General features: G+C 73.9%; 26 protein-coding genes. 11 read left to right on the forward strand and 15 right to left on the reverse strand.

The annotated features are described in order from the left end of the window. Positions 1-26: 26 nt before the first annotated feature. Complete coding sequence (locus tag HOQ23_RS02300) at positions 27-836, reverse strand: fumarylacetoacetate hydrolase family protein (RefSeq protein ID WP_172211429.1); 810 nt, start codon at positions 834-836, stop codon at positions 27-29. 43 nt (positions 837-879) lie between these two features. Here HOQ23_RS02300 and HOQ23_RS02305 point away from each other — a divergent pair, with 43 nt between their 5' ends. The 6 genes from HOQ23_RS02305 to HOQ23_RS02330 all read left to right on the forward strand — a co-directional run bounded on the left by HOQ23_RS02305 (position 880) and on the right by HOQ23_RS02330 (position 7,932). Continuing rightward, positions 880-1,755: a 3-methyladenine DNA glycosylase gene (locus HOQ23_RS02305; protein WP_172211431.1), complete on the forward strand. Its 876-nt coding sequence runs from the start codon at positions 880-882 to the stop codon at positions 1,753-1,755. Between the two features lie 230 nt (positions 1,756-1,985). Then, the gene (locus HOQ23_RS02310) at positions 1,986-3,458 is read left to right on the forward strand and encodes an aspartate aminotransferase family protein (RefSeq protein ID WP_367650329.1); all 1,473 of its coding nucleotides are present in this window, start codon (positions 1,986-1,988) and stop codon (positions 3,456-3,458) included. Next, positions 3,458-4,801 (forward strand): lysine N(6)-hydroxylase/L-ornithine N(5)-oxygenase family protein, encoded by a 1,344-nt coding sequence (locus tag HOQ23_RS02315; protein WP_172211433.1) that lies wholly within the window; start codon positions 3,458-3,460, stop codon positions 4,799-4,801. Before HOQ23_RS02310 ends, HOQ23_RS02315 begins: the two co-directional genes overlap by 1 nt. Beyond that, positions 4,798-5,358 (forward strand): GNAT family N-acetyltransferase, encoded by a 561-nt coding sequence (locus HOQ23_RS02320; protein ID WP_172211435.1) that lies wholly within the window; start codon positions 4,798-4,800, stop codon positions 5,356-5,358. The genes HOQ23_RS02315 and HOQ23_RS02320 overlap by 4 nt, the downstream gene beginning before the upstream one ends. Further along, positions 5,355-7,172, forward strand: coding sequence for an IucA/IucC family siderophore biosynthesis protein (locus tag HOQ23_RS02325; protein ID WP_172211437.1), 1,818 nt, complete (start codon positions 5,355-5,357; stop codon positions 7,170-7,172). The genes HOQ23_RS02320 and HOQ23_RS02325 overlap by 4 nt, the downstream gene beginning before the upstream one ends. A 163-nt stretch (positions 7,173-7,335) precedes the next feature. Next, the gene (locus HOQ23_RS02330) at positions 7,336-7,932 is read left to right on the forward strand and encodes a 2'-5' RNA ligase family protein (protein ID WP_172211439.1); all 597 of its coding nucleotides are present in this window, start codon (positions 7,336-7,338) and stop codon (positions 7,930-7,932) included. Here HOQ23_RS02330 and HOQ23_RS02335 read toward each other — a convergent pair. Continuing rightward, positions 7,929-8,498, reverse strand: coding sequence for a TetR/AcrR family transcriptional regulator C-terminal domain-containing protein (locus HOQ23_RS02335; RefSeq protein ID WP_172211441.1), 570 nt, complete (start codon positions 8,496-8,498; stop codon positions 7,929-7,931). The two genes, HOQ23_RS02330 and HOQ23_RS02335, sit on opposite strands and share 4 nt — an antisense overlap. 124 nt (positions 8,499-8,622) lie before the next feature. Here HOQ23_RS02335 and HOQ23_RS02340 point away from each other — a divergent pair, with 124 nt between their 5' ends. The 3 genes from HOQ23_RS02340 to HOQ23_RS02350 are packed head-to-tail and all read left to right on the forward strand — an operon-like array spanning position 8,623 to position 10,531. Then, the gene (locus HOQ23_RS02340) at positions 8,623-9,243 is read left to right on the forward strand and encodes a biotin transporter BioY (RefSeq protein ID WP_172211443.1); all 621 of its coding nucleotides are present in this window, start codon (positions 8,623-8,625) and stop codon (positions 9,241-9,243) included. Continuing rightward, positions 9,240-9,926: an energy-coupling factor ABC transporter ATP-binding protein gene (locus HOQ23_RS02345; RefSeq protein WP_367650330.1), complete on the forward strand. Its 687-nt coding sequence runs from the start codon at positions 9,240-9,242 to the stop codon at positions 9,924-9,926. The genes HOQ23_RS02340 and HOQ23_RS02345 overlap by 4 nt, the downstream gene beginning before the upstream one ends. Beyond that, positions 9,923-10,531, forward strand: coding sequence for an energy-coupling factor transporter transmembrane protein EcfT (locus HOQ23_RS02350; protein ID WP_172211445.1), 609 nt, complete (start codon positions 9,923-9,925; stop codon positions 10,529-10,531). Before HOQ23_RS02345 ends, HOQ23_RS02350 begins: the two co-directional genes overlap by 4 nt. A gap of 35 nt (positions 10,532-10,566) precedes the next feature. Here the strand turns inward: HOQ23_RS02350 and HOQ23_RS02355 are convergent, their stop codons facing one another. The 5 genes from HOQ23_RS02355 to HOQ23_RS02375 all read right to left on the reverse strand — a co-directional run bounded on the left by HOQ23_RS02355 (position 10,567) and on the right by HOQ23_RS02375 (position 15,332). Next, positions 10,567-11,016, reverse strand: a complete 450-nt coding sequence (locus HOQ23_RS02355) for a nuclear transport factor 2 family protein (protein ID WP_172211447.1) — start codon at positions 11,014-11,016, stop codon at positions 10,567-10,569. A 64-nt stretch (positions 11,017-11,080) separates the two neighbouring features. Beyond that, entirely contained in the window at positions 11,081-12,505 is a 1,425-nt protein-coding gene (locus tag HOQ23_RS02360; RefSeq protein WP_172211449.1) for an ABC transporter substrate-binding protein, read from the reverse strand. A gap of 348 nt (positions 12,506-12,853) precedes the next feature. Continuing rightward, positions 12,854-13,369: a hypothetical protein gene (locus HOQ23_RS02365; RefSeq protein ID WP_172211451.1), complete on the reverse strand. Its 516-nt coding sequence runs from the start codon at positions 13,367-13,369 to the stop codon at positions 12,854-12,856. Then, positions 13,339-14,751 (reverse strand): amidase, encoded by a 1,413-nt coding sequence (locus tag HOQ23_RS02370; RefSeq protein WP_172211453.1) that lies wholly within the window; start codon positions 14,749-14,751, stop codon positions 13,339-13,341. The genes HOQ23_RS02365 and HOQ23_RS02370 overlap by 31 nt, the downstream gene beginning before the upstream one ends. A 35-nt stretch (positions 14,752-14,786) precedes the next feature. Next, positions 14,787-15,332 carry an NAD(P)H-dependent oxidoreductase gene (locus HOQ23_RS02375; RefSeq protein WP_172211455.1) on the reverse strand — a complete coding sequence of 182 codons (546 nt, stop codon included), beginning with the start codon at positions 15,330-15,332 and terminating at the stop codon, positions 14,787-14,789. Between the two features lie 159 nt (positions 15,333-15,491). On the opposite strand from HOQ23_RS02375, the gene HOQ23_RS02380 reads away from it, so the two are divergent. After that, entirely contained in the window at positions 15,492-16,088 is a 597-nt protein-coding gene (locus HOQ23_RS02380; RefSeq protein ID WP_172211457.1) for a TetR/AcrR family transcriptional regulator, read from the forward strand. 173 nt (positions 16,089-16,261) lie between these two features. Here HOQ23_RS02380 and HOQ23_RS02385 read toward each other — a convergent pair whose 3' ends face one another. The 8 genes from HOQ23_RS02385 to HOQ23_RS02420 all read right to left on the reverse strand — a co-directional run bounded on the left by HOQ23_RS02385 (position 16,262) and on the right by HOQ23_RS02420 (position 24,881). Then, a complete protein-coding gene (locus HOQ23_RS02385; RefSeq protein WP_172211459.1) occupies positions 16,262-17,995 on the reverse strand; it encodes a serine/threonine-protein kinase in 1,734 nt (577 codons plus the stop codon). 59 nt (positions 17,996-18,054) lie between these two features. Next, entirely contained in the window at positions 18,055-19,101 is a 1,047-nt protein-coding gene (locus tag HOQ23_RS02390) for an iron-siderophore ABC transporter substrate-binding protein (RefSeq protein WP_216653451.1), read from the reverse strand. Between the two features lie 79 nt (positions 19,102-19,180). Next, positions 19,181-20,062: an ABC transporter ATP-binding protein gene (locus HOQ23_RS02395; protein WP_172211461.1), complete on the reverse strand. Its 882-nt coding sequence runs from the start codon at positions 20,060-20,062 to the stop codon at positions 19,181-19,183. Positions 20,063-20,127: 65 nt separating this feature from the next. After that, a complete protein-coding gene (locus HOQ23_RS02400; RefSeq protein ID WP_172211463.1) occupies positions 20,128-21,204 on the reverse strand; it encodes an iron chelate uptake ABC transporter family permease subunit in 1,077 nt (358 codons plus the stop codon). Continuing rightward, a complete protein-coding gene (locus HOQ23_RS02405) occupies positions 21,201-22,274 on the reverse strand; it encodes an iron ABC transporter permease (protein WP_172211465.1) in 1,074 nt (357 codons plus the stop codon). The genes HOQ23_RS02400 and HOQ23_RS02405 overlap by 4 nt, the downstream gene beginning before the upstream one ends. A 132-nt stretch (positions 22,275-22,406) precedes the next feature. Then, entirely contained in the window at positions 22,407-23,495 is a 1,089-nt protein-coding gene (locus HOQ23_RS02410; protein ID WP_172211467.1) for a branched-chain amino acid aminotransferase, read from the reverse strand. A gap of 152 nt (positions 23,496-23,647) precedes the next feature. After that, positions 23,648-24,733: a 3-isopropylmalate dehydrogenase gene (locus HOQ23_RS02415; protein ID WP_172211469.1), complete on the reverse strand. Its 1,086-nt coding sequence runs from the start codon at positions 24,731-24,733 to the stop codon at positions 23,648-23,650. A gap of 10 nt (positions 24,734-24,743) precedes the next feature. Beyond that, positions 24,744-24,881, reverse strand: coding sequence for a hypothetical protein (locus HOQ23_RS02420; protein WP_172211471.1), 138 nt, complete (start codon positions 24,879-24,881; stop codon positions 24,744-24,746). A gap of 408 nt (positions 24,882-25,289) precedes the next feature. Between HOQ23_RS02420 and HOQ23_RS02425 the strand changes: the two genes are divergently transcribed. Next, positions 25,290-25,859 (forward strand): O-methyltransferase, encoded by a 570-nt coding sequence (locus HOQ23_RS02425; RefSeq protein ID WP_172211473.1) that lies wholly within the window; start codon positions 25,290-25,292, stop codon positions 25,857-25,859. Positions 25,860-25,893 lie beyond the last annotated feature (34 nt).

The raw sequence follows: 25,893 nt of genomic DNA on the forward strand, positions 1-25,893 counted from the left end.
GACGGGACGAGTGGGGGTGTGGGTGCTCAACGCTGTGCCACCTTGTTCGTGAGAGAGCCGAGTCCGGCGATCGAGATCTCGACCTCGTCGCCGGGCTCCATCGGACCGACACCCTCCGGGGTGCCGGTGAGGATGACGTCGCCCGGGAGCAGCGTCATGATGCTGGAGACGTGCGCCACCAGCGTGGGGATGTCGAAGACCATGTCGGCGGTCGAGCCGTCCTGCACCAGGTCCCCGTTGAGGAAGGTCTGCACGGTGCGCCCGACGGCGAAGTCGTTCGGGTCGACGTCGGTCTCGATCCACGGCCCGAGCGGGCAGAAGGTGTCGAAGCCCTTGGCCCGGGTGAAGTGGCCGTCGCGACGCTGCAGGTCGCGGGCGGTCACGTCGTTGGCGATCGTGTAGCCGTGGATGACGTCGGTCGCGCGCTCGACCGGCACGTCGCGGCAGATCCGGCCGATGACCACGGCCAGCTCGCCCTCGTAGTGCAGGTCCTCGCACTGCGCGGGGCGCTGGATCGCCTCGCCCGGCCCGATGACGCTCGTGTTGGGCTTGAGGAACATCAGCGGCTCGGTGGGCAGCTCGTTTCCGAGCTCCGCGGCGTGGGCGGCGTAGTTGCGCCCGATGCCGATCACCTTGCTGCGCGGGAGCACCGGCGCCAGCAGGCGCACGTCCGCCAAGCGGTACTCCTGCTCCAGCGGCTTCACCCCGACGTACAGCGGGTCACCCGCGAGGGCGACCACCACGCTGTCCTCGCTCGGCTGACCGAAGTCGTCGAGCTCTCCCGACACCACTCCGTAGAGCGGGTCCTCACCTGTGGTGAACCTAGCGATGCGCACCCCCCGACCCTATCGACCCCGGCGCGACCTAGCCTTGGTGGCCGTGGAGGTGCTGGCGCGTGAGGAGTGGCAGGCGCGGGCCGCGGCGCACGCCGCCCGGGTCGACGCCTTCGTCGCGCCCCACCTCGCCCGCCGCGAGGCGCGGGTCAAGCACCCGGTGCACGACTTCTTGTTCACCTACTACTCCCAGCGCCCGGCGCAGCTGCGCCGCTGGCACCCGGGGTACGACGTACGCCTCGCCGACGCGCCGGAGTACGACGGCCTCAAGGGGTACGCCGACGGCGCGGTCACGCCCGCGCACGTGGCCCGGCAGCGCCCGGTGCTGGAGTCGCTGCACGCGCTGCTGAGCGCGACCGCGTCGCGCCCGGCGAGCTTCGGGTGCTTCGGCCTGCACGAGTGGGCGATGGTCTACCGCCAGACCCAGGAGCAGACCCGCCACAACGCGTGGCCGCTGCGCCTCGGCGCCGAGGGCACCGACGCGGTCGTGGAGTCGCACAAGATCGCGTGCAGCCACTTCGACGCGTTCCGGTTCTTCACCGAGCCGGCGCGCCCGCTCAACGCGCTCGCCCCGACCAGCGCGGACCGCGTCGACTTCGAGCAGCCGGGCTGCCTGCACGCCGGGATGGACCTCTACAAGCACGCCTTCCGGCTCACCCCGATGATCAGCTCGGACCTGGTCGCCGACTGCTTCGAGCTGGCCCGCGACATCCGCGTGCTCGACATGCGCGCCGCGCCGTACGACCTCACCGGGCTCACCGACCACGACGGCTCGCCGTTCACCCCCGTGCGCATCGAGACCCCCGAGGGCAAGGCCGAGTACGTCGCGGCCCAGCGGGGGTTCGCCGAGCGGGGTGCGCCGTTGCGCGCCGCGCTGCTTGCGGAGTGCCAGAGGCTGCTCGCGGTCCCCGCCCCGCTGTAACGCGGGGTTACTGACGCTGCACACACGGTCTACGGCGCGGGAAGCGTCCACAGCACTGCGGAAGCCGTTTCGACCCACTCGGCGCGCCATTGGAGCCCACTCGGCGCGCCACAAGCGCCGACTCGGCGACACGCGGCGACACGCCCGGGGTGAGACAGGGCTTGCCATCCGGGCGGACGATGTTTATAAGGTAAGCCTTACCTAACTCCTTGCTCGGAAGGACCTCTCAGGTGAGCACCTGCCCCCTGCCCGAAAACCATCGGGACCTGTTCCACCCGGCCAACCTCGACGGGTACGTCGAGACCATGCACCGCGGCGTCGCCCAGCTCGGCGCGACGATGGCCGGCCTCACCGGCCCCTCCACCGGCACCTCCCCGGAGCACGCCGCCAAGCTCGTCACCGACGTCGACCTGGACCGCCCGCTCGGCGACGCCGGGGCGGCGCTGGGCGAGATGAGCCGGCTCTGGCTCGAGGACACCGTGTGGTTCCACGACCCCGGGTACGCCGCGCACCTCAACTGCCCCGTCGTCATCCCGGCGCTGCTGGCCGAGGTCTTCGTCTCGGGCGTCAACGCCTCGCTGGACACCTTCGACCAGTCCGTCGGCGCCACCTTCATGGAACGCCACCTCGTCGACTGGACCGCCGGCCGGATCGGCTTCGGCGAGACCGCCGACGGCATCTTCACCAGCGGCGGCACCCAGTCGAACCTCCAGGGCCTGCTGCTCGCCCGCGACCGCGCGCTCGCCGGCCGCGCCCGCGGCGAGCTCGCCCGGCTGCGGGTGGTCGCCTCGACCGACGGCCACTTCAGCGTGCAGAAGGCCGCCCGGCTGCTCGGGCTCGGCGACGAGGCGGTCATCACCGTGCCCGTCGACGAGCGGCACCGCATGGACGTGCCCACCCTCGCCCGCGCCCTCGCCGGGTGCGCCGCGCGGGGCGAGGTCGCGATGGCCGTCGTCGCCACCGCCGGCACGACCGACTTCGGCGCGATCGACCCGCTCCCCGCGGTGGCCGAGCTGTGCCACCTGCACGACACCTGGCTGCACGTCGACGCGGCGTACGGCGGGGGGCTGCTGGCCTCCACCCGCCGGCGCCACCTGCTCACCGGCATCGAGCGCGCCGACTCGGTGACCGTGGACTTCCACAAGACCTGGTTCCAGCCGGTCTCCTCCAGCGCGCTGATCGTGCGCGAGGCCCACCACCTGGGCCACGTCACCTGGCACGCCGACTACCTGAACCCGGAGGACCCCGACGGCACCGGCCACCCCAACCAGGTCGACAAGAGCCTGCAGACCACCCGCCGCTTCGACGCCCTCAAGCTCTGGATGACGCTGCGGGTGATGGGCCCCGACCGCATCGGCGACTACGTCGACACCGTCTGCGACCTCGCCCAGGAGGTGCACGCCCGGCTCGCGCACCGCGACGACATCGAGGTCGCCGCGCCGCCCGGGCTGTCCACGATCGTGTTCCGCTACCGCCCGGCCGGGCTCGAGGAGGACCGCGCCGACGAGCTGGTCCCCCGCATCCGCCAGGAGCTCTACGACAGCGGCCGCGCCATGGTCGCCGCCACCAAGGTCGATGGGCGCTGCTGGCTCAAGTTGACCCTGCTGAACCCGATGACCACCTGCGAGGACGTCCTGGCGATCATCGACCGGGTCGCCACCGCGGGCCGCGAGCTGGGTGTCGGCGCCGGGGCGGTGGCCTGATGGGCACCCCGACCAACGCTCAGACCAGCGAGCGGGTCCACGACTTCGTCGCGATCGGCCTCGGCCCGTTCAACCTCGGCCTGGCCTGCCTCACCGACCCGGTGGAGGACCTCGACGGCGTCTTCCTCGAGGCCCGCGAGCGCCTCGAGTGGCACCCCGGGATGCTCCTGGACGACTCGACGCTCCAGGTGCCGTTCCTCGCCGACCTGGTGACGATGGCCGACCCGACCTCGCGGTGGAGCTTCCTCAACCACCTCAAGGAGACCGGGCGGCTCTACCCGTTCTACATCCGCGAGTCCTTCTACCCGCTGCGCCGCGAGTACGACGAGTACTGCCGCTGGGCCGCCGAGCGGCTGCCCTCGGTGCGCTTCGGGTGCCCGGTCACCGCGGTCGAGCACGACGGGGAGGCCTACGTCGTGCGCGTCGCGGGCGGCTCCGCGGGCAGCACGGTCTTCCGCGGGCGCCGCCTCGTGCTCGGCGTCGGCACCCGTCCGCGGGTCCTCGACTGCGTGCGCGACGCCGGCGGGCCGGCGATCCACTCCGCCGACTACCTGGGCCACAAGGCCGAGCTCCAGCAGCGCCGCACGATCACGATCGTCGGCAGCGGCCAGAGCGCCGCGGAGGTCTACCTCGACCTGCTCGCCGAGAGCCCCGCGCACAGCTACGACCTGCTCTGGGTGACCCGCAGCCCGCGGTTCTTCCCGATGGAGTACACCAAGCTCACCCTCGAGATGACCTCCCCGGAGTACACCCGCTATTTCCAGGGCCTGTCCGAGACCACCCGCGCCTCCCTGCTGCGCGAGCAGCGCGCGCTCTACAAGGGCATCAGCGGCGACACGATCAACGCCATCTCCGACCTGCACTACCGGCTGCGCGTCACCGGGGACGGCCCGCGCACCACGCTGGTGACCAGCACCGAGGTCACCGACGCGGCGTGGGACGGCACGACGTACTCCCTGGGGATGCAGCACCACGAGACCGGCGAGCGCTTCGGCGTCGAGACCGACGGCCTCGTGCTCGCCACGGGGTACGCCGCGCAGGTGCCGGAGTTCCTCGAGCCGGTCCGCGACCGGATCGCCTGGGACGACCGGGGCCGCTTCCGGGTCTCCCCGACCTACAGCGCCGGCGTCGTCGACGGCGAGGTGTTCGTGCAGAACGCCGAGGAGCACAGCCACGGCTTCGTCGCGCCCGACCTCGGGATGGGCGCCTACCGCAACTCCGTGATCATCGCGAGGATGGCCGGGCGGGAGGTCTACCCGGTGGAGAAGCGGATCGCGGTGCAGACCTTCGGCGTCCCCGACCACCTGCGCACGCAAGCGCCGACCAGGGAGGTGTCCGCATGAGGGCGACACTCGAACCGCTGGACCTCGACCGCGACCTCGCGCTCGTGCACGCCTGGGTGACCCACCCGCGCTCGTCGTACTGGCAGATGCTGGACGCCACCCGCGAGGAGGTGCACGCCGAGTACGCCGCGATCGCCGAGCAGCCGCACCACCACGCCTGGCTGGGGCGCGTCGACGGCGAGCCCGCCTTCCTGGCCGAGACCTACGACCCCGCGCGCTCCCCGCAGGCCGGGCTGGTGAGCCTGCCCGACCTGCGGCCCGGTGACCTCGGCATGCACGTGCTGGTCGCGCCGCCCGCCGGCGAGCCCGTGAGCGGGCTGACCCGCACCGTCTTCGCGGCCGTGATGGCGCACTGCTTCGCCGACCCAGCAGTGGCGCGGGTCGTGGTGGAGCCCGACGTGCGCAACCGCGCCATCGCCGCGCTCAACGCGGAGGCCGGGTTCGTGGTGCTGCGCGAGCTCGCCCTGCCCACCAAGACCGCCGCCCTGTCCGTCTGCACGCGCGAGGCGTTCGCCGCCTCGCCGCTGCACGACCGCGCCCCGGAGGTGCCCCGATGACGTCCCGCCCGCTCGACCCCGTCCCGACCGCCGACCACCTGTCCCCCGAGCACCTCGCCCGCGCCCAGCGCCACCTGGTCGCCAAGGCGGTCTCCGAGCTGTCCCACGAGCGGCTGCTCGCCCCGCGCCCGGATCGCGCCTCGGGTCCGGACGCCTGGGTGCTGGAGGCGCCCGACGGCGCCACGTCGTACCGCTTCCGGGCGCAGGTCCTGGCCCTGGAGCACTGGGCACTCGAGGAGGGCTCGCTCGTGCGCACCGTCGACGGGCGCGAGGCGCCGCTGGACGTGCAGGCCTTCGTCGCCGAGCACGCCGAGGTGCTCGGGCTGCCGGCCGCGCTGCTCCCGACGTACCTCGAGGAGCTGGCCAGCACGCTGGCCGCCGCCTGCTGGAAGCTCGCCCACCCCGCTCCGAGCGCCGCGGAGCTGCTGGACGCGGACTACCAGGAGATCGAGGCGGCGATGACCGAGGGCCACCCCGCGTTCCTCGCCAACAACGGGCGGATCGGGTTCGGCCTCGACGACTACGCCGCCTACGCCCCCGAGACCGGCTCGGAGGTGCGGCTGGTGTGGGTCGCCGCGCGGCGCAGCATGACGCACCTCTCGCTCGGCGAGGGGCTCAGCGAGGAGGAGCTGTACGCCGCGGAGCTCGACGCGCCCGTGCGCGCGGGGTTCGAGGCGCGGTTGCGGGGGCTCGGCCTGGAGCCGGCGGACTACCTGCTCCTGCCGGTGCACCCCTGGCAGTGGCGCAACCGCTTGGCGATCACCTTCGCGCCCGATCTGGCCCGGCGCGACCTGGTGCTGCTCGGCGAGGGGCCGGACGGCTACCGCGCCCAGCAGTCGATCCGCACGTTCTTCAACACCAGCCGCCCCGAGCGCAGCTATGTGAAGACCGCGCTGGCGATCCAGAACATGGGGTTCCTGCGCGGGCTGTCCCCGGCCTACATGGGGCCCACGCCGGCGATCAACGACTGGGTCGACGCGCTGGTGCGCAGCGACCCGACGCTGGTCGAGTGCGGCTTCTCGGTGCTGCGCGAGCGGGCCGCGATCGGCTACACCGGCGACGTCTTCCACGCCCTGCCCGAGCCGTCGCCGCAGCGGCGGATGATCGCGGCGCTGTGGCGCGAGAGCCCGCTGCCGCGGGTGCGACCCGGCGAGCGGCTGGCCTCGATGGCCTCGCTGCTGCACCGTGACCGCGACGGGCGCGCGCTGGTGGCCGAGCTGGTCGCCGCCGCGCCGGTGACCGCGCGGGAGTGGGTGCGCTCCTACCTGCGCGCCTACGTGCGCCCGGTCGCGCACTGCCTGCTCGCCCACGAGCTGGCGTTCATGCCGCACGGGGAGAACCTCGTGCTGGTGCTGCGCGACCACGTGCCGGTGCGCGCGGTGATGAAGGACATCGGCGAGGAGGTCGCGGTGCTCGACGACCGGCCGCTGCCGCCCGAGGTGGAGCGGATCCGGGCCCGGGTGCCGCGCGACCTGCGCTCGCTGTCGCTGCACACCGACGTCTTCGACGGCTTCCTGCGCCACCTGGCCGCGATCCTGCACGCCGACGGGGTGCTCGACCAGGAGGAGTTCTGGGCCGAGGTGCGTGCCTGCCTCACCGAGCACGCCGCCGACCACCCCGGGCTCGCCGCGCAGTCCGCGTCGTACGGCCTGCTGCGCGAGGAGTTCCAGCACAGCTGCCTCAACCGTCTCCAGCTGCGCAACACCCTGGAGATGGTTGACATCAGCGACCAGGCCGAGTCGCTGATGTACGCCGGCACGCTGCGCAACCCGGCGGCCGAGGCGCGGGATCTGCTTGTCACGCGGGGTTGTTGACGCTGAACACGCGGCGTACGACGGGGGAAGCGACCACAGCACCGCACCAGCTGCGCCACCAGCGCCGACTCGGCGCGCCATTCGGGCCGACTCGAGGCGCCATTCGGGCCGACTCGGCGCACCACACGGGCCGACTCGGCGAGGGACTGAGAGGGTGGCGGGTGTGGGAGAGCAGGGGCGGCGGTGGCCGGGGCACTCGGTGCTGCAGGTGCCGGTGCCGGCGCTGGAGCGGTTCGTGCGGGCGCGGACCCGCCACCACGACCCGGCGTACCTCTCCCCCGACCCGGCCCACGTCCACGCGCACGTCACCGTCCTCGGCCCGTTCCTGCCCGAGGTCGGTGACGGCGTGGGCGACGACGTGCGCGCCCGGGTCGGGGCGGTGGCGGCCGCGGTGGCGCCGTTCGACTTCCGGCTCGCGCGGCTGGCGACCTTCCCCAACGGGATCATCCACCTGGTGCCCGAGCCCGACACGGGGTTCCGCGAGCTGACCGCCCGGCTGGTCGAGGCGTTCCCGCAGTGCGCGCCGTACGACGGGGCGTTCGGCAGCCTCGAGGCCCTCCAGCCCCACCTCACCCTCGACCTGCGCGTCAGCGAGCCGGGCGAGGTGGTCACCGAGGAGTCGACCCGCGCCCTGTTGGACACCCTGCTCGACGAGCCGCTGCCGCTGGAGTGCCGCGCCGACCGGGTGGACCTCGCGTGGTACGAGCAGGACCGCTGCGGCACCCTCGCGTCCTGGCGGCTCGGCGCCCCTCTCGACTAGCGGCTCCGCGCCTCCTGCGGCACCCGCGCCCGGATCCCGTCCACCACGATCGCCAGGCCGAGCGGGAAGTCCGAGGCGCTGCGCGGCTCGTCGGCGATCGCGCCGGCGCTGCCGGCCTGGAGGTGGGTCTGCTCGTCGAGGGTGTGGCCGAGCACGAAATGCAGCAGCGTGTCCGCGGCGGTGGCCGCGAGCGCCGGCGGGAGCCCGGCATCGGCGAGCACCCCGACCAGCGCGTCGTACGGCGCGCTCGCCCCGAGCCCGAAGGCGCGCACGGTGGCGACCAGCTCGGCGCCGTCGCGGTAGGCCAGCAGCGCCTCGCGCAGCCCGGTGCACACGGCCGTCACCTGCGCGTCCCACGCCCCCGGCGCGACCGGACGCGCGCCCCGCGCGAGCACCTCGTCGGCGACCGCGGCCAGCAGCGTCTGCTTGTTGGCGAAGTGGTGGTAGAGCGCGCTGGGGCGTACGCCGAGCTCGGTGCCGAGGCGGCGCATGGTGAGGTCGGACAGGCCGAAGCGGTCCAGCACGTCCAGCGCCCGCTCGACCACGTCCTCGCGGTGGTTGCGCACCCGCCCTCCTCGCCTCGCCGGCCGGCCCCGCCGTCGGGACCCTCGTTGACCCGGCTGGTCCCCTCACCCTAACCTGAACGCCGTTCACCTGACCACCGTTCAGGTTTCGCCCGGAAGAGGTCCCATGAGCAGCACCGTCACCCGTCGCCTCACCCCCGCCGACCTGGCGCTGGTCGCCGCCTTCGCCGCCCTGATCGCGGTGTGCGCGCTCCTGCCCGCCCTGAAGGTCGGCGCCGGCCTGGTGCCGATCACGCTGCAGACCTTCGCGGTGCTGCTCACCGGCGCGCTGCTCGGGCCGTGGCGCGGCTTCCTCTCGGTCTGCCTCTACGTCGCCGTCGGCGCGGCCGGGATGCCGGTCTTCTCCGGGGGCGCCGCGGGGCTGGCCGTGCTCCAGGGCCCGACCGCGGGCTACCTGGTCGGCTTCCCGTTCGCGGCCGCGCTGTGCGGCCTGCTGGTCGGGCGGCTGCTCCCGCGGCGCGCCACCCGGGTCGGCGTCCCGCTCGTCCTCGTGGCCGGCCTGACCAGCAGCGCGCTGTTCATCCACACCTTCGGCATGGCCGGACTGGTCTGGCGCGCCGACATGACCTGGTCGCAGGCCTGGAACGTCGACAAGGTCTTCTGGATCGGCGACGTCATCAAGAACGTCTGCATGGCCGTGGTCGCCACCGCCGTGCACCGCGCCTTCCCCGACCTGCTCCCTCGCCGCCCGCGCCGCGCCGGCCGCCCCGCCCCGGCGACCGCGTGAGCATCGGGCTCGACCGCGTCGGCGTCACCGTCCCGGGCCCCGACGGGCCGCTGACCATCCTCGAGGAGACGACCCTCGACCTGACCGAGCGGCGGATCGCGCTGATCGGCCCCAACGGCTCGGGCAAGTCGACCCTCGCGCGGCTGGTCAACGGCCTGGTCGAGGCGTCCACGGGACAGGTCACCGTGGACGGCCTCGACGTGGCCACCCAGGGCCGTGAGGTACGCCGCCGCGTCGGGTTCGTCTTCACCGACCCGGCCGCGCAGCTGGTCATGCCGACCGCGGTCGAGGACGTCGCGCTCTCGCTGCGCCGCGCCCACCGCAACCGCGCCGAGCGGCAGCGCGCCGCGCTCGCGGTCCTCGAGGCGCACGGGCTCGCCGACCTGGCCGACCGCAGCGTGCACGCGCTCTCCGGGGGCCAGCGCCAGCTGCTCGCGCTGGCCGGAGTGCTCGCCACCGGACCCTCCGTGCTGGTCGCCGACGAGCCCACGACCCTGCTGGACCTGCGCAACTCCCGCCGCGTCGCCGACCTGCTCTTCGGCCTGGAGCAGCAGCTGGTGCTGGTCACCCACGACCTCGACCTCGCGTCCCGCTGCGAGCGGGCGCTGGTCGTCGACGGCGGCCGGGTCGTGCACGACGGCACCGGTGCGGACGCGGTCGCGCACTACCGGGCGACCGCGTGAGCGACCCGCTGCTCGGGGACTACCGCCCCGGCGACACCGTGCTGCACCGGCTCCCGGCCGGCGCCAAGCTGCTCGCCCTGGCGGTCGGCGGCACCGTCGTCGCGCTGCGCTCGCCGACGATCGGCCTGGTCGCGCTCGCGGTCTCGCTGGTCCTCGTGGCAGTGTCCGGCATGGGCCTGCGCCGCACCCTGCGCGCGCTGCGGCGGATCGCCGTGGTCGTCGTCCTGCTCGGCGCGTTCGCGGTCTGGCAGCACGGCTGGTGGCGCGCGGTCGAGTCGGTCGCCGACCTGGTGGCCCTGGTGCTGGCCGCGACGGTGCTCACCGCGACCACCTCGGTCGACGAGCTGCTCGACACCCTCACCCGGCTGCTGCGCCCCCTGCGCCGGCTCGGGGTGGACCCGGAGACCGTCGCGCTGGCGTTCTCGCTGACCCTGCGCGCCATCCCGACCACCCTGGAGATCGCCCGGGAGACCCGGCAGGCCGCCATCGCCCGCGGCCTGCAGCGCGACCCGCGCGCCCTGCTCGTCCCGCTGGTGATCCGCGTCGTCGCCGAGGCGCGCAGCACCGGCCAGGCGCTCCAGGCCCGCGGGATCGGCGAGGACTGAGTCCTGCGCCGCGCGGGTCGCGCGGCGCAGGAGCCTCAGGGCTGGGCGGGCTCGACCAGCCAGTCACCGGTGCCGTACGGGTCCTCCAGCGGCTGCGAGCCGTGCTCGTGGACGATCCGCCAGACCCGGTCCTCACGGCGGCGCACCACCCAGGTCATCCGCATGGGCAGCGGGCGCGGCTTGCCGTCGCCCTCGAACTGGTACTCGATGACGCCGCACACGGTGGCGAGGTCACCGCTCTCGAAGACCGCGGGCCCCTCGGTCCAGCGCCAGTCGAGCAGCCGGATGGGGGCTTGGAAGTAGTCCCGCCAGCCCTGGTGGATGCGTTCTCCGCCCTTGTTGGTCCAGCGGGGGCCCTCGACGAAGACGTAGGTGTCCTCCGCCTCGTCGAAGCAGTCGAGCACCCCCTCGAGGCTGCGGTCGCGCAGCGAGTCCAGCATCAGGGTCGCGGTGTCCAGCGGGGTTCGTTCGGGCGAAGCGATCATGGGGTGCCCCTCTCGGGCTCGGTGATGGAGGAGCCGCAGGCCGGAGCGCCAGCGGCCGGGGTGACTAGTCGGCGAGCCAGGCGCGGTCGAGGTCGCGGAGGCTGAACAGCGACGAGGCGGTGTGGCCCTTCAACCGGTGCGAGTAGGCCTCGACGTAGCGGGCCGTGACGGTCGGGATCAGCGGCACGACCTCGAGCTCGCGCTCCTGGACCGCACGCCACGCCGCGTCCGGGTCCTCGGGCGCGCCGATGGCCTCGACGAGAAGGCGGTCCAGCTCGGCGTCCGCGAACCCGGTGTAGTTGGCGCGCGACTCCGAGTGCAGGGAGGAGAAGGCGTAGATCGGCGTGTAGCCCGAGGAGAGACCGGCCTCGACGTTGAGCATCATCAGGTCGAACTCGCCCGAGACCAGCTTGGGCATGTAGGCGGCCGACTCCTGCGGGGACAGCGTCGCGTCCAGGCCCAGCTCGCGCAGGTTGGCCTGGATGACCGTGCCCAGCGAGATGCTCAACGGCTCGTTGCGCACGATCAGCTCGATCCTCGTGCCCTCCGGCACCCCGGACTCGGCCAGCGCGGCGCGGGCCTGCTCGAGGTCGGCGGCGTCGCCGTAGGTGCCGCCCAGCTCGGCGTCCCAGTGCGGCGTACCGTCCGCCAGGACGGTGGAGGCCGGTTCGGCCACGCCCTGGAACACGGTGTCGACGAGCTTGCCACGGTCGATGGCCCACGCGACCGCGCGGCGGAACGCCGGGTCGGCGCTGGGCCTGCCCGCCGCCATCGACGGGAAGATCGTCGGCATCAGCGCCGACCGGGAGGTCACCTCGACCTCGACGTCCCTCTTCTCCAGGTTGCTCACCTGGTTGAACGGCACCATCGGCATGATGTCGGCCGCGCCGCCGACGAGGTTGGCCATCCGGGCGGCGTCCTCGGAGACGGTGCGCATCACGACACCGTCGAGGTAGGGCTGGTCCGCGACGAAGTAGTCGTCGTTGCGCTCCAGCTCCACCTGGACGCCCTGGTCCCAGGCGACGAACTTGAACGGCCCGGTGCCCATCATGGTGCGGGCGTAGGTGTCGGAGGGCAGGTACGGCTGCTCGCTGGAGATGATCGGGACCTGGGCGAGGACGCCGGCCAGGACGTCGTGACGGCGCGCGAGCGTCACGACGACGGTCTGCTCGTCGGGGGTGTCGACCTGCGTGATCGGGGAGAGCCCGGCGAACCAGATGGAGGCGTTCTCCGGGTCGAGCACGGTCTCGATGGTGAACGCGACGTCCTCGGCGCCCAGCGGCGTGCCGTCGTGGAAGCTCACGCCCTCCCGGATCGGGATCGTGACGGTCAGACCGTCCTTGCTGAGGCGCGGCGGGGCCGTGGCCAGCTCGTTCTCGAGCTCGCCCTCCTCGGTCCAGCGGTACAGCGTGTTGTAGACGAGTCCGACCAGGTTGTAGGTCGCGAAGACGTTGTACTTCAACGGGTCGAGGCTGGTCGGGTTGGCCACCCAGTCGATCGTGACGGTGCCGCCACGCTGGGGCGATCCGTCGGACCCGGCCCCACCTCCTCCGCCCTGGCCCCCGGAGCCACACCCCGCGAGGACGAGCGCCAAGGCGCTCCCCACGATCACCGAGCGCCCGAGATGACGCCACCTGCGCCGAGCACGCATGGACCACTCCTTCACTTGTTTCGTCACGCGGAACAATGTTCCACGGCGTGGAAGGAGGCTAAGGCGCCATCGTGATCTGCGTCAACAGTCAGGTCGCGTCCGCTGTCCGCGGCTGCGCGCGGGGTCGGCGCAGCCGCTCACCCGGCGAGGGTGGGCCCGCTCAGCGCGACGGTGTGCGCAGGACCCTCAGCGCGACGGCGTGAGGAGGAACGGCGTGCCGGGCGCACGCCGCAGCACCGGGGCGTCCACCCAGGTCATCCCGAGCAGCGTGCCGTCGGGGCGAAGCCGCAGCTCGTCGCGCACCCAGCGCCACGGACGCCGCGCGTCGGCGGCGTAGGCGACCACGACAGCGGGGCGCCCGTCGGCGAAGGACGCCCCGATGCTCGCCCGCATGGCCAGGACCTCCTCCGTCGCGCCGTCGCGACGGCGTACGACGTTGGCGCCGGCGATCCCGTCACCGTCGGCACCGTCGTCGCGGAACCGCTTGCCCTGCCAGCGCGGCAGCCCGACCAGGCCGAGGCCCAGCGGGGCGACGCGGGTCAGCGGGCGCGCGAACGACGCCCGGAGGTCGCCGGACACCTCGGCGCGCAGGTCCGCGAGGCCGGGGGCGGGCAGGTCGCCCCACTCCCGCGCCAGCGCGAGCACGCCGACGCCGCCCTGCGGGGCCACGCTCACCACCCGGGCGCCGTACGGTGCGCCCACGGCGCCGCGGCCTCGATCTGCGCGGAGACCGAGAGCAGCAGCTCCTCCTCGGCCGGGCGGGCCGCGAGCATCACGCCGACCGGCAGGTCGTCGGGCGTCCAGTGCAGCGGCAGCGAGACCGCGGGCATCCCGGTGACGTTCCAGGCCGAGGTCCACGGGGTGAATGCCTTCTGCGCCTCGAAGTCGCGCTCCGGGTCGGCGTCGTCGCGCAGCGCGCCGACCGGGACCGGCGGGGAGGCGAGCGTCGGGGTCAGCACCAGGTCGTACGGCGCGAGCGCGACGAGCGCCTCGGCGGCGTAGCGGCGCAGCGCGCCGATGGCGAGGCCGAACTCGGGACCGCTCACGGCCCGGCCGCGCTCGGTGAGCCAGCGGGTCAGCGGCCGCAACCGGTCCTCGCGCCCGGCGGGGGCGGTGGACAGCGCGGTCAGCACCGCCCAGCAGGTCTCGAAGACGGGGACCGCCTCCGGTGGCAGCGGCACCGCGACGTCCTCCACCTCGTGGCCCAGCGACTCCAACAGGCGCGAGGCGTACTCCCAGGCGCGCACGCACTCCGGGTCGACCGAGACCTCGGAGATCACCGGCGCGACGAACCGGGCCACCCGCAGCCGGCCCGGCTCCCTGTCGCAGGCCGCGAGGAACGACCCGCCCGGCGCGGGCGCCCAGGACGGATCGCCGGCGCGCCGCCCGGCGAGCACGTCGAGCAGCGCGGCGGCGTCGCGGACCGTGCGCGCGATCGAGCCGGCGGTGCCGAGCCCGATCGGGTCGCCGTACATCGGATAGCCGCTGATCCGCCCGCGGCTGGGCTTGAGCCCGACCAGGCCGCAGCAGGAGGCGGGGATCCGGATCGAGCCACCCCCGTCCGAGCCCTGCGCGAGCGGCACCAGCCCGGCCGCCACCGCCGCGGCGGCACCGCCGGAGGAGCCGCCGGCCGTGCGGGTGCGGTCCCAGGGAGTCACGGCGGGCGGGGCGACGTCGGGCTCGGTGTAGCAGGGCGAGCCGAACTCCGGCGTGTTGGTCTTGCCGAGGCTGACCAGGCCCGCGGCCTCGATGGCCAGGGTCACCGCGTCGGAGACCTCCGGTACGTGGTCGTCGTACGCCGCGGAGCCGAAGGTGGTGCGGACGCCCGCGGTGAGGTTGAGGTCCTTGATCGCGGTCGGGACGCCGTACAGCGGGCCGGTCGCCTCGCCCGGTCCGGGGACGCCCGGGCCGAGGTCGCGCGCGGCCCGGCGGGCGCGGTCGGGAGTGAGCGTGACGAACGCGCCGACCGAGTCGAGCCGGTCGGCGCGTTCGAGGTAGTGCTCGGTGAGCTCGAGGGGCGACACCTCGCGGCGCCGCACCAGCTCGCCCTGCTCGAGCGCCGTCAGGTCGTGGAGGTCGGCCATGCGCAGACGCTAGCCGACCTCCCGGCCCGGACGGGTCAGGCCGCGGCGGTCTCGGAGTAGTCGACCAGCGCCTGCACGGCCGCCTGGAGCTTGCCGAAGACCTCGGCGTCGTTGAGGACGTCGACCTCGAGGGCGGACTGGGAGACGGTGACGTCCTCGAGCACGACCGCGCCGGCGATGTTGGCCGAGCGGGCGGTGTCGTTGTGCGCCCACTTGCCGCCGTACGGCGTGGGGGTGGTGCCGATGACGGCGAACGGCTTGGCGCTGAGCGCGCCGGCGCCGTACGGGCGCGAGAGCCAGTCGATGGCGTTGTTGAGCACGGCGGGCATGGTGCCGTTGTACTCGGGGGTGACGACCAGGACGCGGTCGGCGTCGGCGACGGCCTGACGCACGGCGACCGCGGCGGCGGGAGCGTCACCCGCGTCGAGCTCCTCGTTGTAGAACGGCAGCTGGTCCAGGCCCTCGACGATCGAGAGGGTCACGCCCTCGGGGGCCTCGGCGGCGAGCTTCTCGGCGACCTTGCGGTTCAGCGAGTCGGCGCGCAGGCTGCCGACGAGGACGGCGACACGGATGGTGCTCACGATGGTGCTCCTTCGATCAGGGTCAGGTCTCAGTCGGACTAAACGGACCGTGGTCCGCTTTCATTCCCTGGACCGGCCCGGACCGGGCGTGACCTGCGTCGCGCCGCTCGGGGGCGTTCTCGCCCGCGTCCTGGTCGGGCTCTCTAGGCTGGCCGCACCATGCCCGATCCCGACCTGCTGCCGCTGCTCGGCTCCGCCCCCGCGGAGCGCAGCGACGCCGCCCGCAACCGGGAGCGTCTGCTCGCGGCGGCCCACCGGCTGATCCGGGAGGACGGCCCGGAGCATCTCACGATGGAGGCGCTGGCCACCGCGGCCGGGGTCGGCAAGGGCACGGTGTTCCGCCGGTTCGGCTCGCGCGGAGGGCTGATGGCCGCCGTCCTGGACTTCTCCGAGGCCGAGTGGCAGGCCTCGGTGATCGCCGGCCCGCCGCCGCTGGGCCCGGGGGCCCCGCCCTGGGACCGGCTGGTCGCCTTCGGGCGCTCCCGCCTGCAGCGCGTGCTGGAAGCGGCCGACCTGATCCAGGCCGCCGACTTCAGCAACGCGCGCTCCGCCGCCGTGCACTCCTTCACGGCGCTGCACGTGCGCTACCTGCTCGCCGAGCTGCACACCCCCGGCGACCTGCCGCTGCTGGCCACCGCGCTGCTGGCCCCGCTCGAGGAGCCGGTGCTGCACCGCCAGGTCACCCTCGAGGGGATCGACGTGGACCGCATCCACGCTGCCTGGGTGGACCTGGCCTCCCGCATCGTCGGCCGCTGACCCCTCCCCCGCCTCGCCGAGTCCGCTCTTGTGGTTGCCCGAGTCGGCTCTCGTGGCGCGCCGAGTCGGCGGTTGGGACGCGACAGCCGGACCGGACGGTCATGACCCTCGACTCACGTCGTACGAAGTCTCGACTCAACCGTCAGAAGTCTCGACTCAACCGTGGGGCGGGATCAGCGCGCGCCGTCGTCCCACGGCAGGGCCGGGCGGTCGGAGAGGCCGGCGAGCGGCTGGTCCACGCCCGGCGCCCAGCTCGGGCCGCCGTCCTGGAGCTGCCAGGCCAGCGTGCCGACCACCGCGACGAGCACGGCGGCGGCCAGCACCCAGCTCGACCCCGAGGCCGCGGCCGGGTGGACCACCCGGGCCAGCGGACGGCGCACCCGGTTGCCGCCCGGACCGCAGGCCAGCGCGAGCGCCAGCACCGTGCCGCACACCACGAGCGTCGCCGGCAGGGCGGTGGCGAGGGCGTAGCAGACCAGTCCGGCGGCCGCGCTCAGCCCGACGCTCCACAGCACGAGCACCAGCGTGCTCGGGATCGAGCGCACCAGCCCCCACGGGGCGCTGAGGAGCAGCTGGGGGCCGTCGTACCAGCGCCGCCCGCGCAGCCGGCGCCGCTCGCCGACCGCGCTGGCCGCGAGCGAGCCGCTGCGCAGCAGCCAGACCACGACGAGGACCGCGGCGGTGGCCAGCCAGGGGTACGCCGCGACGCCGACACCGACGCCGAGCGCCGCACCGCCCCACAGCACCGCGCGGCGGGCCCGCTCCGCGAAGCCGGCGCGCGGCGGCGCGAGCTCCTGCGGCTCGGCGTAGGGCCAGGGCTCCTCGTGCCAGGCCTGCTGCGGCACCGGGTGGACGGGCTCGTGGCCCGGCTCCTCGGCCCACGGCAGCACCTGGGTGGCGTGCTGGGTCTCGATCCGCGTGGGCGGCGGGTCGTGGCTCCACCCGTCGTCGGCCCAGTCCTCGTCGGCCGCGGGCGGCTCGGCGATCCGGTCGGTGGGCTGGTACGGCGCCTGCTGGGCGGCCAGTGCCAGCGGCACGGTGTGCAGGTCCTCGGCCGGGGGCGGAGGCGGCACCGGTGTGGTCGCGCGAGTGGTGCGCGGGCGCAGCCGGTGCAGCACGTCGGCCAGGCTCGGGCGGAACAGCGGGTCGGGGTCCAGGGCGGCCTCGACCAGTCCGCGCAGGTCCTCGGGGAGGTCGTCGGGCAGGCCGGTGACGTCGTGCTCGCCGCGGCGCACCCGGTCCATGATCGCCATCGCCGGGCCGCGGCCGAACGGCGGGCGGCCGGTGCCGGCGTAGGCGACCGTGGCGGCCCAGGAGTGGATGTCGGAGGCGGCGGTGGCGTCCTCGCCGTAGAGGATCTCGGGGGCCAGGTAGCCCGGCGTGCCGAGCAGCCAGCCGGTGTGGGTCAGCCGCGGGTCGTCGGCGACGCGGGCCAGCCCGAAGTCGATGAGGATCGGCGTGCGGCCCTCCATCAGCACGTTGGAGGGCTTGATGTCGCGGTGCAGGACGCCGGCGGCGTGCACGCTCGCCACGCCCTCCGCGAGCCCCGCGGCGAACCAGATCAGGTCCGGCCCGCTGATCGGCCCCTCCTCCACGACGTGGTCGTGCAGCGAGAGACCCGGGACGTAGCGGGTCGCGACGTAGGGCACCTCGGCCCACGGGTCGGCGTCGAGGATCTCCGCGACCCAGCGGCTGCGGATCAGCTCCAGCGAGCTCACCTCGCGGGCCAGCCGGGCGCGCGCCTCGTCGTCGCCGACGATGTGCGGGCGCATCACCTTCAGCGCGACGCGGTGGCCGTCGGCGTGGCGGGCGAGGTGGACCACGCCCATGCCGCCCTCGCCGATCTTGGCGAGGAGGGTGTAGTCACCCACCGTCGCGGCGGCGCGGGAGGCCGGAAGCTCTGACACAGGTCGGAATCTACCTGCGCCGGGCCGGTCTCCGCGCCACCGCCGCGACGTCGACGGGCTCAGCCGGCGTTGTCGGCCGCCTGCGCGAGGGCGTCCACGAAGACGTCCAGGCCCCAGGTCAGCGACAGCGCGGTCGGGGGCGAGACGGCGGAGACGACGTCCTCGCCGACCACCGTGGCGACGGTGTCGTCACGGAACTGCTGCATGGTCTTGAAGGTCGGGTCCTTCGCGATCTGCTCGGCGCGCTCCTCGGTCGGGACGTAGGAGAGCAGCACGTCGGAGGTCAGTTTGTCGACCTCCTCGGTGCTGAGCGTGTAGTAGAAGGTGGTCTCCTCGGTGTCCAGCTCGTCGACGCTCGGCGCCAGGGTGAAGCCGAGGTCCTCGAGGAACTGCACGCGCGGGTCGACGCCGCGGTAGACGTAGAACGCGCTGGGGTCGATCGCGACCGCGGCGATGGTCTTGCCCTCGAACTCGGGGTGCTCCTCGGCGGCCTCGGCAACCTCGGCGTCGATGCCCTCGAGCAGCTGCTCGGCCTCCTCGGGCTTGCCCAGCGCCTCGCCGACGGTGGTCACCACGTCGCGCCACGGCGTGGCCCAGGGCTCCTCCGGGTAGGCGACGGTGTCGGCGATCTTCGAGAGCTTCTCGTAGTCGGCCTCGGTGATGCCGGAGTAGTTGGCGAGGATCAGGTCGGGCTCCGCGGCGGCGATCTCCTCGAACGGCGGCGCCTCGCCGGGGGTCAGCGCGATCGGCACCTCGTCGCCGAACTCCTCGAACGCCTCCTCCTGCCACGGCATGAACCCGGCCTCGTTGGCGCCGTAGGTCAGCTTCTCCATGGCGACCGGGGTGACGCCGAGGGCGAGGGCGGCGTCCGGGGAGCCCCAGCCCCAGGTGACGACGCGCTCGGGCTGCTCGTCGATCTCGGTCGCACCGAAGGCGTGCTCGATGGTCACCGGCTCGAAGGAACCGCTGCTGCCACCGGCCTCGGGGGCGTCGGAGGAGTCGTCGGAGCCGCAGGCAGCCAGCGGGAGGACGAGCAGGGCGGCCGCGGCGAGCGGAAGGACCGCGCGCAGGCGGGCGCGCGCAGGGATCGGGCGAAGGGACGTCACGTCCACTCCTCGGGGTGCGGGGCCGACGGGCGGCCCACTGATTAGGACAGGCTTACCTTACCCCGTCGGGTCGATCGCGTCACTCCACCGGGGGCCGGACCGGGACCGTGCCGTGGCCCGAGCCCGCGGCGTACCGCCCGACCGGTACGACGAGGGGGCAGCCGGTCACCGGGTCGGGGATCACCCGCGACTCCAGGCCGAAGGCGTCGCGCACGCAGTCCACGTCGAGGACCTCGGCGGGCGGGCCCTCGCGCAGCAGTCGCCCCTCGGCCATCACCACCAGGTGGTGGGCGTAGCGGGCGGCCAGGTTGAGGTCGTGCAGCACCATCACCACGGTGGTGCCCCGGGTCGCGTTGAGCTCGGCCAGCAGGTCGAGCAGGTCGACCTGGTGGGCGATGTCGAGGTACGTCGTGGGCTCGTCGAGCAGCATGATCCGCGGGTCCTGGGCGAGCATCATCGCCACCCACACGCGCTGGCGCTGGCCACCGGAGAGCTCCTCGACCCGGCGCCCGGCGAGCTCGTGAGTGTCGGTGAGCGCGAGGGCCGCCGAGACCGCGGAGGCGTCGGTGGAGCTCCACCGGCGAAACGCCCCCTGGTGCGGGTGGCGCCCGCGGGCGACCAGGTCGGCCACCGTGATCCCCTCGGGCGCGACCGGCTGCTGGGGCAGCAGGCCGAGCACCGCCGCGACGTCGCGCGGGCGCAGCCGCTGCAGGTCGGTACCGTCGAGCTCGACGGTGCCCGCGGCGGGGCGCAGGATCCGGCCCAGGCCGCGCAGCAGGGTGGACTTGCCGCACCCGTTGGCCCCGACGATCACGGTGACCTGCCCCGAGGGGACCGCCAGGTCCACGCCGTGCACGACGGTGCGCTGGTCGTAGGCCAGGTGCACGCCGCGCGCCACCAGCGACACCGGCGCCTCGTCGCGGGCGCCGGTCTCCTCGGACCGGTGCGCGGTGAGGGTCATCGGGGTTCTCCTTCTCACGGGTGCCTGCGGGTCTCGGGTGGGCGGGGGCGGGGCGCGGAGCGCGCCTAGGCCGCGCGGGCGCGGCCGCTGGCCATCAGCCAGATCAGGTAGGGCCCGCCGACGGCGCCGGTCACGACCCCGACCGGGACCGCCATGTCGGCGGGGAGCAGGTGCTGGGCCACCAGGTCGGCGCCGACCACCAGGACCACCCCGACCAGGGCGGCCTGGAGCAGCGCCAGGGTGCCGTCGCCGAGCATGCGGCGCGCGATCGGGGCGGCCGTGAACGCGACGAACGCGACCGGGCCGGCCGCGGCGGTGGCCACGCAGGCGAGGCCGACGCCGAGCGCGATCACCAGGCCGCGGGTGAGGTCGGGGCGCCGGCCCAGGCTGCGGGCCTGGTCGTCGCCGAGCAGGAGCACGTCGAGGGCCCGCGCCACGGCGGCGACCAGCGGCACCAGCACGACCAGCGCCAGGGCCAGCGACCGGACCAGGCTCCAGTCGGCCTGGGCCAGGCTGCCGGTCATCCACAGCAACGCGGACTGCGCCTGCTGCACCTCGCTGCGCGTCAGCAGGTAGCCGACCACCGAGGAGCAGACGTAGGCCACGCCGATGCCCGCCAGCACGAAGCGGTGGCCGGTCATCCCGCCGCGCCACGCCACGGCGTACAGCAGCAGGCCGACGGCTGCTCCCCCGACCAGCGCCGAGAGCGACACGACCGCACCGGTGGCGCCGCCGACCAGGATCGCCGCGACCGCGCCGGCGCTCGCGCCCTGGGAGATGCCGATGACGTCCGGGCTGGCGAGCGGGTTGCGCAGCACCGACTGGAACAGCGCGCCGGCGATGCCGAAGGCGATGCCCACGAGCACCCCGAGCGCGACCCGGGGCAGGCGCAGCTCGGTGACGACGAAGGCGGCCGGCGCCTCGTCGGAGCCGGCCACGGCGGCCAGCACCTGGCCGACGGAGAGCGGGTAGTCGCCCATCATGAGCGAGGTCAGGCACAGCGCCACGGCCACGGCGAGCAGGCCGAGGGTGACGCCCGTGCGCCGGGCCCGGCGGTGCCGGCGGTTGGCGAGCAGCCCGCGGGCCGCGACGTCCAGGCGCTCCGCAGGGGTCGTGGGCAGCAGGCCCGGGGACGCGCTCATGCCGCGACCGTCCGGGAGCGGCGCACGACGGCGATCAGCACCGGCGCACCGAGGACGGCGACGACCAGGCCGGCCTCGAGCTCGCCGGGGCGCACGACCAGGCGCCCGACCACGTCGGCGGCCAGCAGCAGCACCGGACCGAGCAGCGCCGAGAGCGCGACCAGCCAGCGGTAGTCGGGCCCGACGAGCACCCGGGCGAGGTGCGGCACCACCAGGCCGATGAAGGCGATCGGGCCGACCAGCGCCACGGCCGAGCCGCAGAGCAGGACGACGGCGGTGACGACCAGGAGCCGGCCGCGGGCGACGTCCTGGCCCAGGCCGCGGGCCACGTCGTCGCCGAGGGCGAGCGCGTTGAGCACCCGCCCGGAGGCCAGCGCCAGGAGCAGGCCGACCGCGACGAAGGGCAGCACGGCGACCAGCACGTCGAGCGGCCGGTTCGCCAGCGAGCCGACCTGCCAGAAGCGGTACTCCCCCAGCGTGCGGCGGTCGGTGAGCAGCACGACACTGCTCAGCGAGGTGGCGGTGGCGGTGAACGCGGCGCCCACCAGCGCGAGCTTGATCGGGGTGACGCCCTCCCAGCCCAGGGAGGCGGCGCCGTACACCACCACGGCGGCGATCGCGGCTCCGGCGAAGCCGAACCACAGGTAGCCCGCGACCGAGGAGACCCCGAGCGCGGAGATCGCGGTGACCACCGCGAGCGAGGCGCCGGCGTTGATGCCGAGCAGGCCGGGGTCGGCGATCGGGTTGCGGGTGACGCCCTGCAGCAGCGCCCCGGCCGCACCGAGGGCGGCGCCGCCGACCAGGCCGACCAGGGTGCGCGGCACCCGCAGGTCGCGTACGACGGAGTGGTCGTTGTCGCCGGCGACCGGGGAGAACAGCCCGGCCCACACCTGGGCGGCGCTGATGTCGCGCGCGCCCCACATCAGGCTGGCCAGCGCGACCAGGGCGAGCAGCACGAGGAGGACCAGCACGCTGACGACGCCGCGCGAGCTTCCGGTGGTGCGCACCGCGGCGGGCGGCGACGGGGGTCCTGCGGAGGCGCCGGCGGCACGGTCGAGCAGCGAGCTCATGACCACCTCCGCAGCTGACGCGCATCCGGACGACGCGTTCCCAAAGGTAAGGCTAACCTCACCGGCCACGGCTGGCGAGCCCGCCGGCACGACGCAGCGCACCGACGGGCCCGAGACCCGTGCGGGGACGGGTCACACGATGCGGCGCATCCAGCCGAAGGTGTCCTCGGCGCGGCCGTACTGGATGTCGACGAGCGCGGACCGGATCGCCATCGTGACCTCGCCGCCCTCGTTGGCGCACGGCACCTCGCCGCCGTCCCACTTCAGGCTGCCGACGGGGGTGACCACCGCGGCGGTGCCGCAGGCGAAGATCTCGACGATCTCGCCGCTGGTGACGCCCTCGCGCCACTCCTCGATGGCGAAGCGGCGCTCCTCGACCGGGTGGCCCATCTTCTGGGCCAGGTCGATGATGCTGCTGCGGGTGATGCCCTCGAGGATCGTGCCGGTGGCCGGGGTCACGATGCGGCCGTCGGCGTAGACGAAGTACATGTTCATCCCGCCGAGCTCCTCGACGTACTTGCCCTCCTGGGCGTCGAGGAAGACCACCTGGTCGCAGCCGTGGGCGGAGGCCTGCTGCTGGGCGACCAGCGAGCTGGCGTAGTTGCCGCCCGTCTTGGCCGCGCCCATGCCGCCGCGCCCGGCGCGGGTGTAGTCCTCGGTCAGCCACAGCGAGACCGGCTTGAGCCCGCCCTTGAAGTACGACCCCGCCGGGCTGGCGATCACCATGAAGGTGACGTGCTGGGAGGGGCGCACGCCGAGGAACTTCTCCGAGGCGAACATGAAGGGGCGGATGTAGAGGCTCTTCTCCCCCGCGCCCGGCGCGGTGGTGTCGGGCACCCAGCGCTGGTCGACGCGGACCAGCTCCTCCACGACCTGGAGGAAGTCGGGGACCTCGAGCACCGGCAGCGCGAGGCGCTCGCTGGAGCGGGCCATCCGCTCGGCGTTGGCCTCGGGACGGAAGCCCCAGATCGACCCGTCCGCGTGGCGGTAGGCCTTCATGCCCTCGAAGGTCTCCTGGGCGTAGTGCAGCACCGCGGTGGCCGGGTCGAGCGTGAGCGGGCCGTACGGCTCGATCCGGGCGTCGTGCCACCCGGCCTCGGGGGTCCACTCCACGGTGAGCATGTGGTCGGTGAAGTGGTTGCCGAACCCGGGGTCGGCGAGGATCTGCGCCAGACGCTCGTCGTCGACCGGGTTCGGGTTGGTGGTGGTGCGGATCTGCATGGAAGGCACGGTAGTCCTCGTCGGATCGGTGCGGGCCCGTGGGCGGCACTCGGTGGTGGTTTTCGGGGCGACTGCGAGGCAGTCGGGGACAAAATGGCCGACGCCGGGCACCACACGGGTGCCCGGCGTCCGACCGGAGGGCGGAGCGGGCCTCAGCCGGATACTCGGGCGGCGATCGCGTCGCCGACCTCGGGGGTACGGCGGGCCTGGCCGGGCGTGCGCGCGGCGAGGTCGGCGACGACGGCGTCGTCGATGCGGCGGGCCGCCTCGGGGTGGCCGAGGTGGTCCAGCAGCATGGCCGCGGAGAGGATGGCCGCGGTCGGGTCGGCCTTCTGCTGCCCGGCGATGTCGGGCGCGGAGCCGTGGACCGGCTCGAACATCGACGGGGCCGTGCCCGACGGGTTCACGTTGCCGGAGGCGGCCAGGCCGATGCCGCCGGTGACGGCGCCGGCGAGGTCGGTGATGATGTCGCCGAAGAGGTTGTCGGTGACGATCACGTCGAAGCGCGCGGGGTCGGTGGTCATGAAGATCGTGGCCGCGTCGATGTGCAGGTAGTCCGTGGTGACCTCGGGGTACTCCTCGGCCACCTCGTTGAACAGCCGCCACCACACCGATCCGGCGTGGACGAGCACGTTGGTCTTGTGGACCAGGGTGAGCTTCTTGCGGGGGCGTCGCTGGGCACGCGCGAAGGCGTCACGCACCAGGCGCTCGACGCCGAAGGCGGTGTTGACCGACACCTCGGTGGCCACCTCGGCCGGCGTACCGACGCGCAGGGCGCCGCCGTTGCCGGTGTAGGGGCCCTCGGTGCCCTCGCGCACCACGACGAAGTCGATGTCGCCGGGGTTCGCCAGCGGCGAGCTCGAGCCGGGGTAGAGGCGCGAGGGTCGCAGGTTGACGTAGTGGTCGAGCTCGAAGCGCAGGCGCAGGAGCAGACCGCGCTCGAGCAGGCCCGGGGGGATGTTCGGGTCGTTCGGCTTGCCGCCGATGGCGCCGAGCAGGATGGCGTCCTGCTGGCGGATCTCGGCGAGCGCGGCGTCGGGCAGCACCTCGCCGGTGGCGAGGTAGTGCTCGGCACCGAGGCTGTAGTGCGTCTGCTCGAACTTCACACCCGCGGGCGCCGCCACCTCGAGGACCTTGAGGGCCTCGGGGGTGACCTCCTGACCGATGCCGTCGCCGGGGACGACGGCGAGCCTGACGGTGCCGGAGGCTGGTGCGCTGGTGGGGTTCGAGCTGTTCATGGGGGTCACGCTAGTTGTCGTCGGGGCGCTGGCCGCCGTTGTCCCGCAGGTCGAGCGCGCGCTGGACGGCCAGCAGGGTGTTCTCACGGCTGCGCGGGTTGTCGGGGTGGTGGCTCGCGGGTCCCCACTCGGGGTACATGTCGTACATCGGTCTCTCCTCATCGTCGCGGGACGGGTGCGGTGCGGTTCCGGTGGCGGCGTACGCCACATCCGGAGATGACCCCGCGGTGGGGACGACAGTGCGGAGGACCGAGCCCGAGGATCGCCCGGGGAACGGCCAACTGCCGGTCAGGAGAGTGCGGATCGCGCCAGCTCGAGGGCGTACCCGCCGCGGAGACATCTACAGATGTGCCGAGAAGCCGTCAACGCCGACCACCGCGGCGAGGTGGCCTCTCGTGAGCAGTTGCTGCTCAGGCCTCGCCGCGGCGCTCGATAAGTACGAAGACGCTCCGCATGATGGCCGAGATGTTACTCCCGGGTTCCGGGTCGCGGAACACCCTTCTCACGAACTGCTCGCCATGCGAGACAGGTCCGCGCAGGTGGGAGACTCGCCAGCATGAGCGCCCCGCCCGAGCTTCCCGACGTGGTCTCCCGCGCGTTCGCCGTCTCCCGCACCGCGGGCTACGTGTCGTTCTGCCGCAACGAGACCGGGCGGCTGCTGGCCACGCTCGCCGCCACCCGCAGCGGGACGATGGCGGAGTTCGGCACCGGGTGCGGCGTCGGCACGGCCTGGCTGCGCTCCGGCGTACGCCGCGACTCCGCGCGCATCATCACCGCCGAGCTCAACCCCAAGCTGGCGCGAGCGGCCGCGACGATCTTCGTCGACGACCCGCAGGTCGAGGTGCTCGCTGCGGACTGGTCGACGCTGCTCGACAAGGGCCCGTTCTCGCTGTTGTTCCTCGACTCCGGCGAGCCCGCCGACGTCGGGGTCGACGCGATCGCCGACCTGGTGGAGGAGGGCGGCATCGTCGTCCTCGACGACTTCACGCCCTGCGAGATCTGGCCCCCGGTCACCTACGGCCGCGTCGACACCCTGCGCGAGCAGTGGCTGACCGACGAGCGCTTCACCGCCGTCGAGGTGATGGTCGCCTCCGACGCCTCCGTGATCGTCGCCACCCGCCACTGACCCCTCCCCCGAGTCGGCGAGAACGGCGAGGCGC

The organism is Nocardioides sp. zg-DK7169 (assembly GCF_013155365.1).
Lineage (GTDB): Bacteria > Actinomycetota > Actinomycetes > Propionibacteriales > Nocardioidaceae > Nocardioides.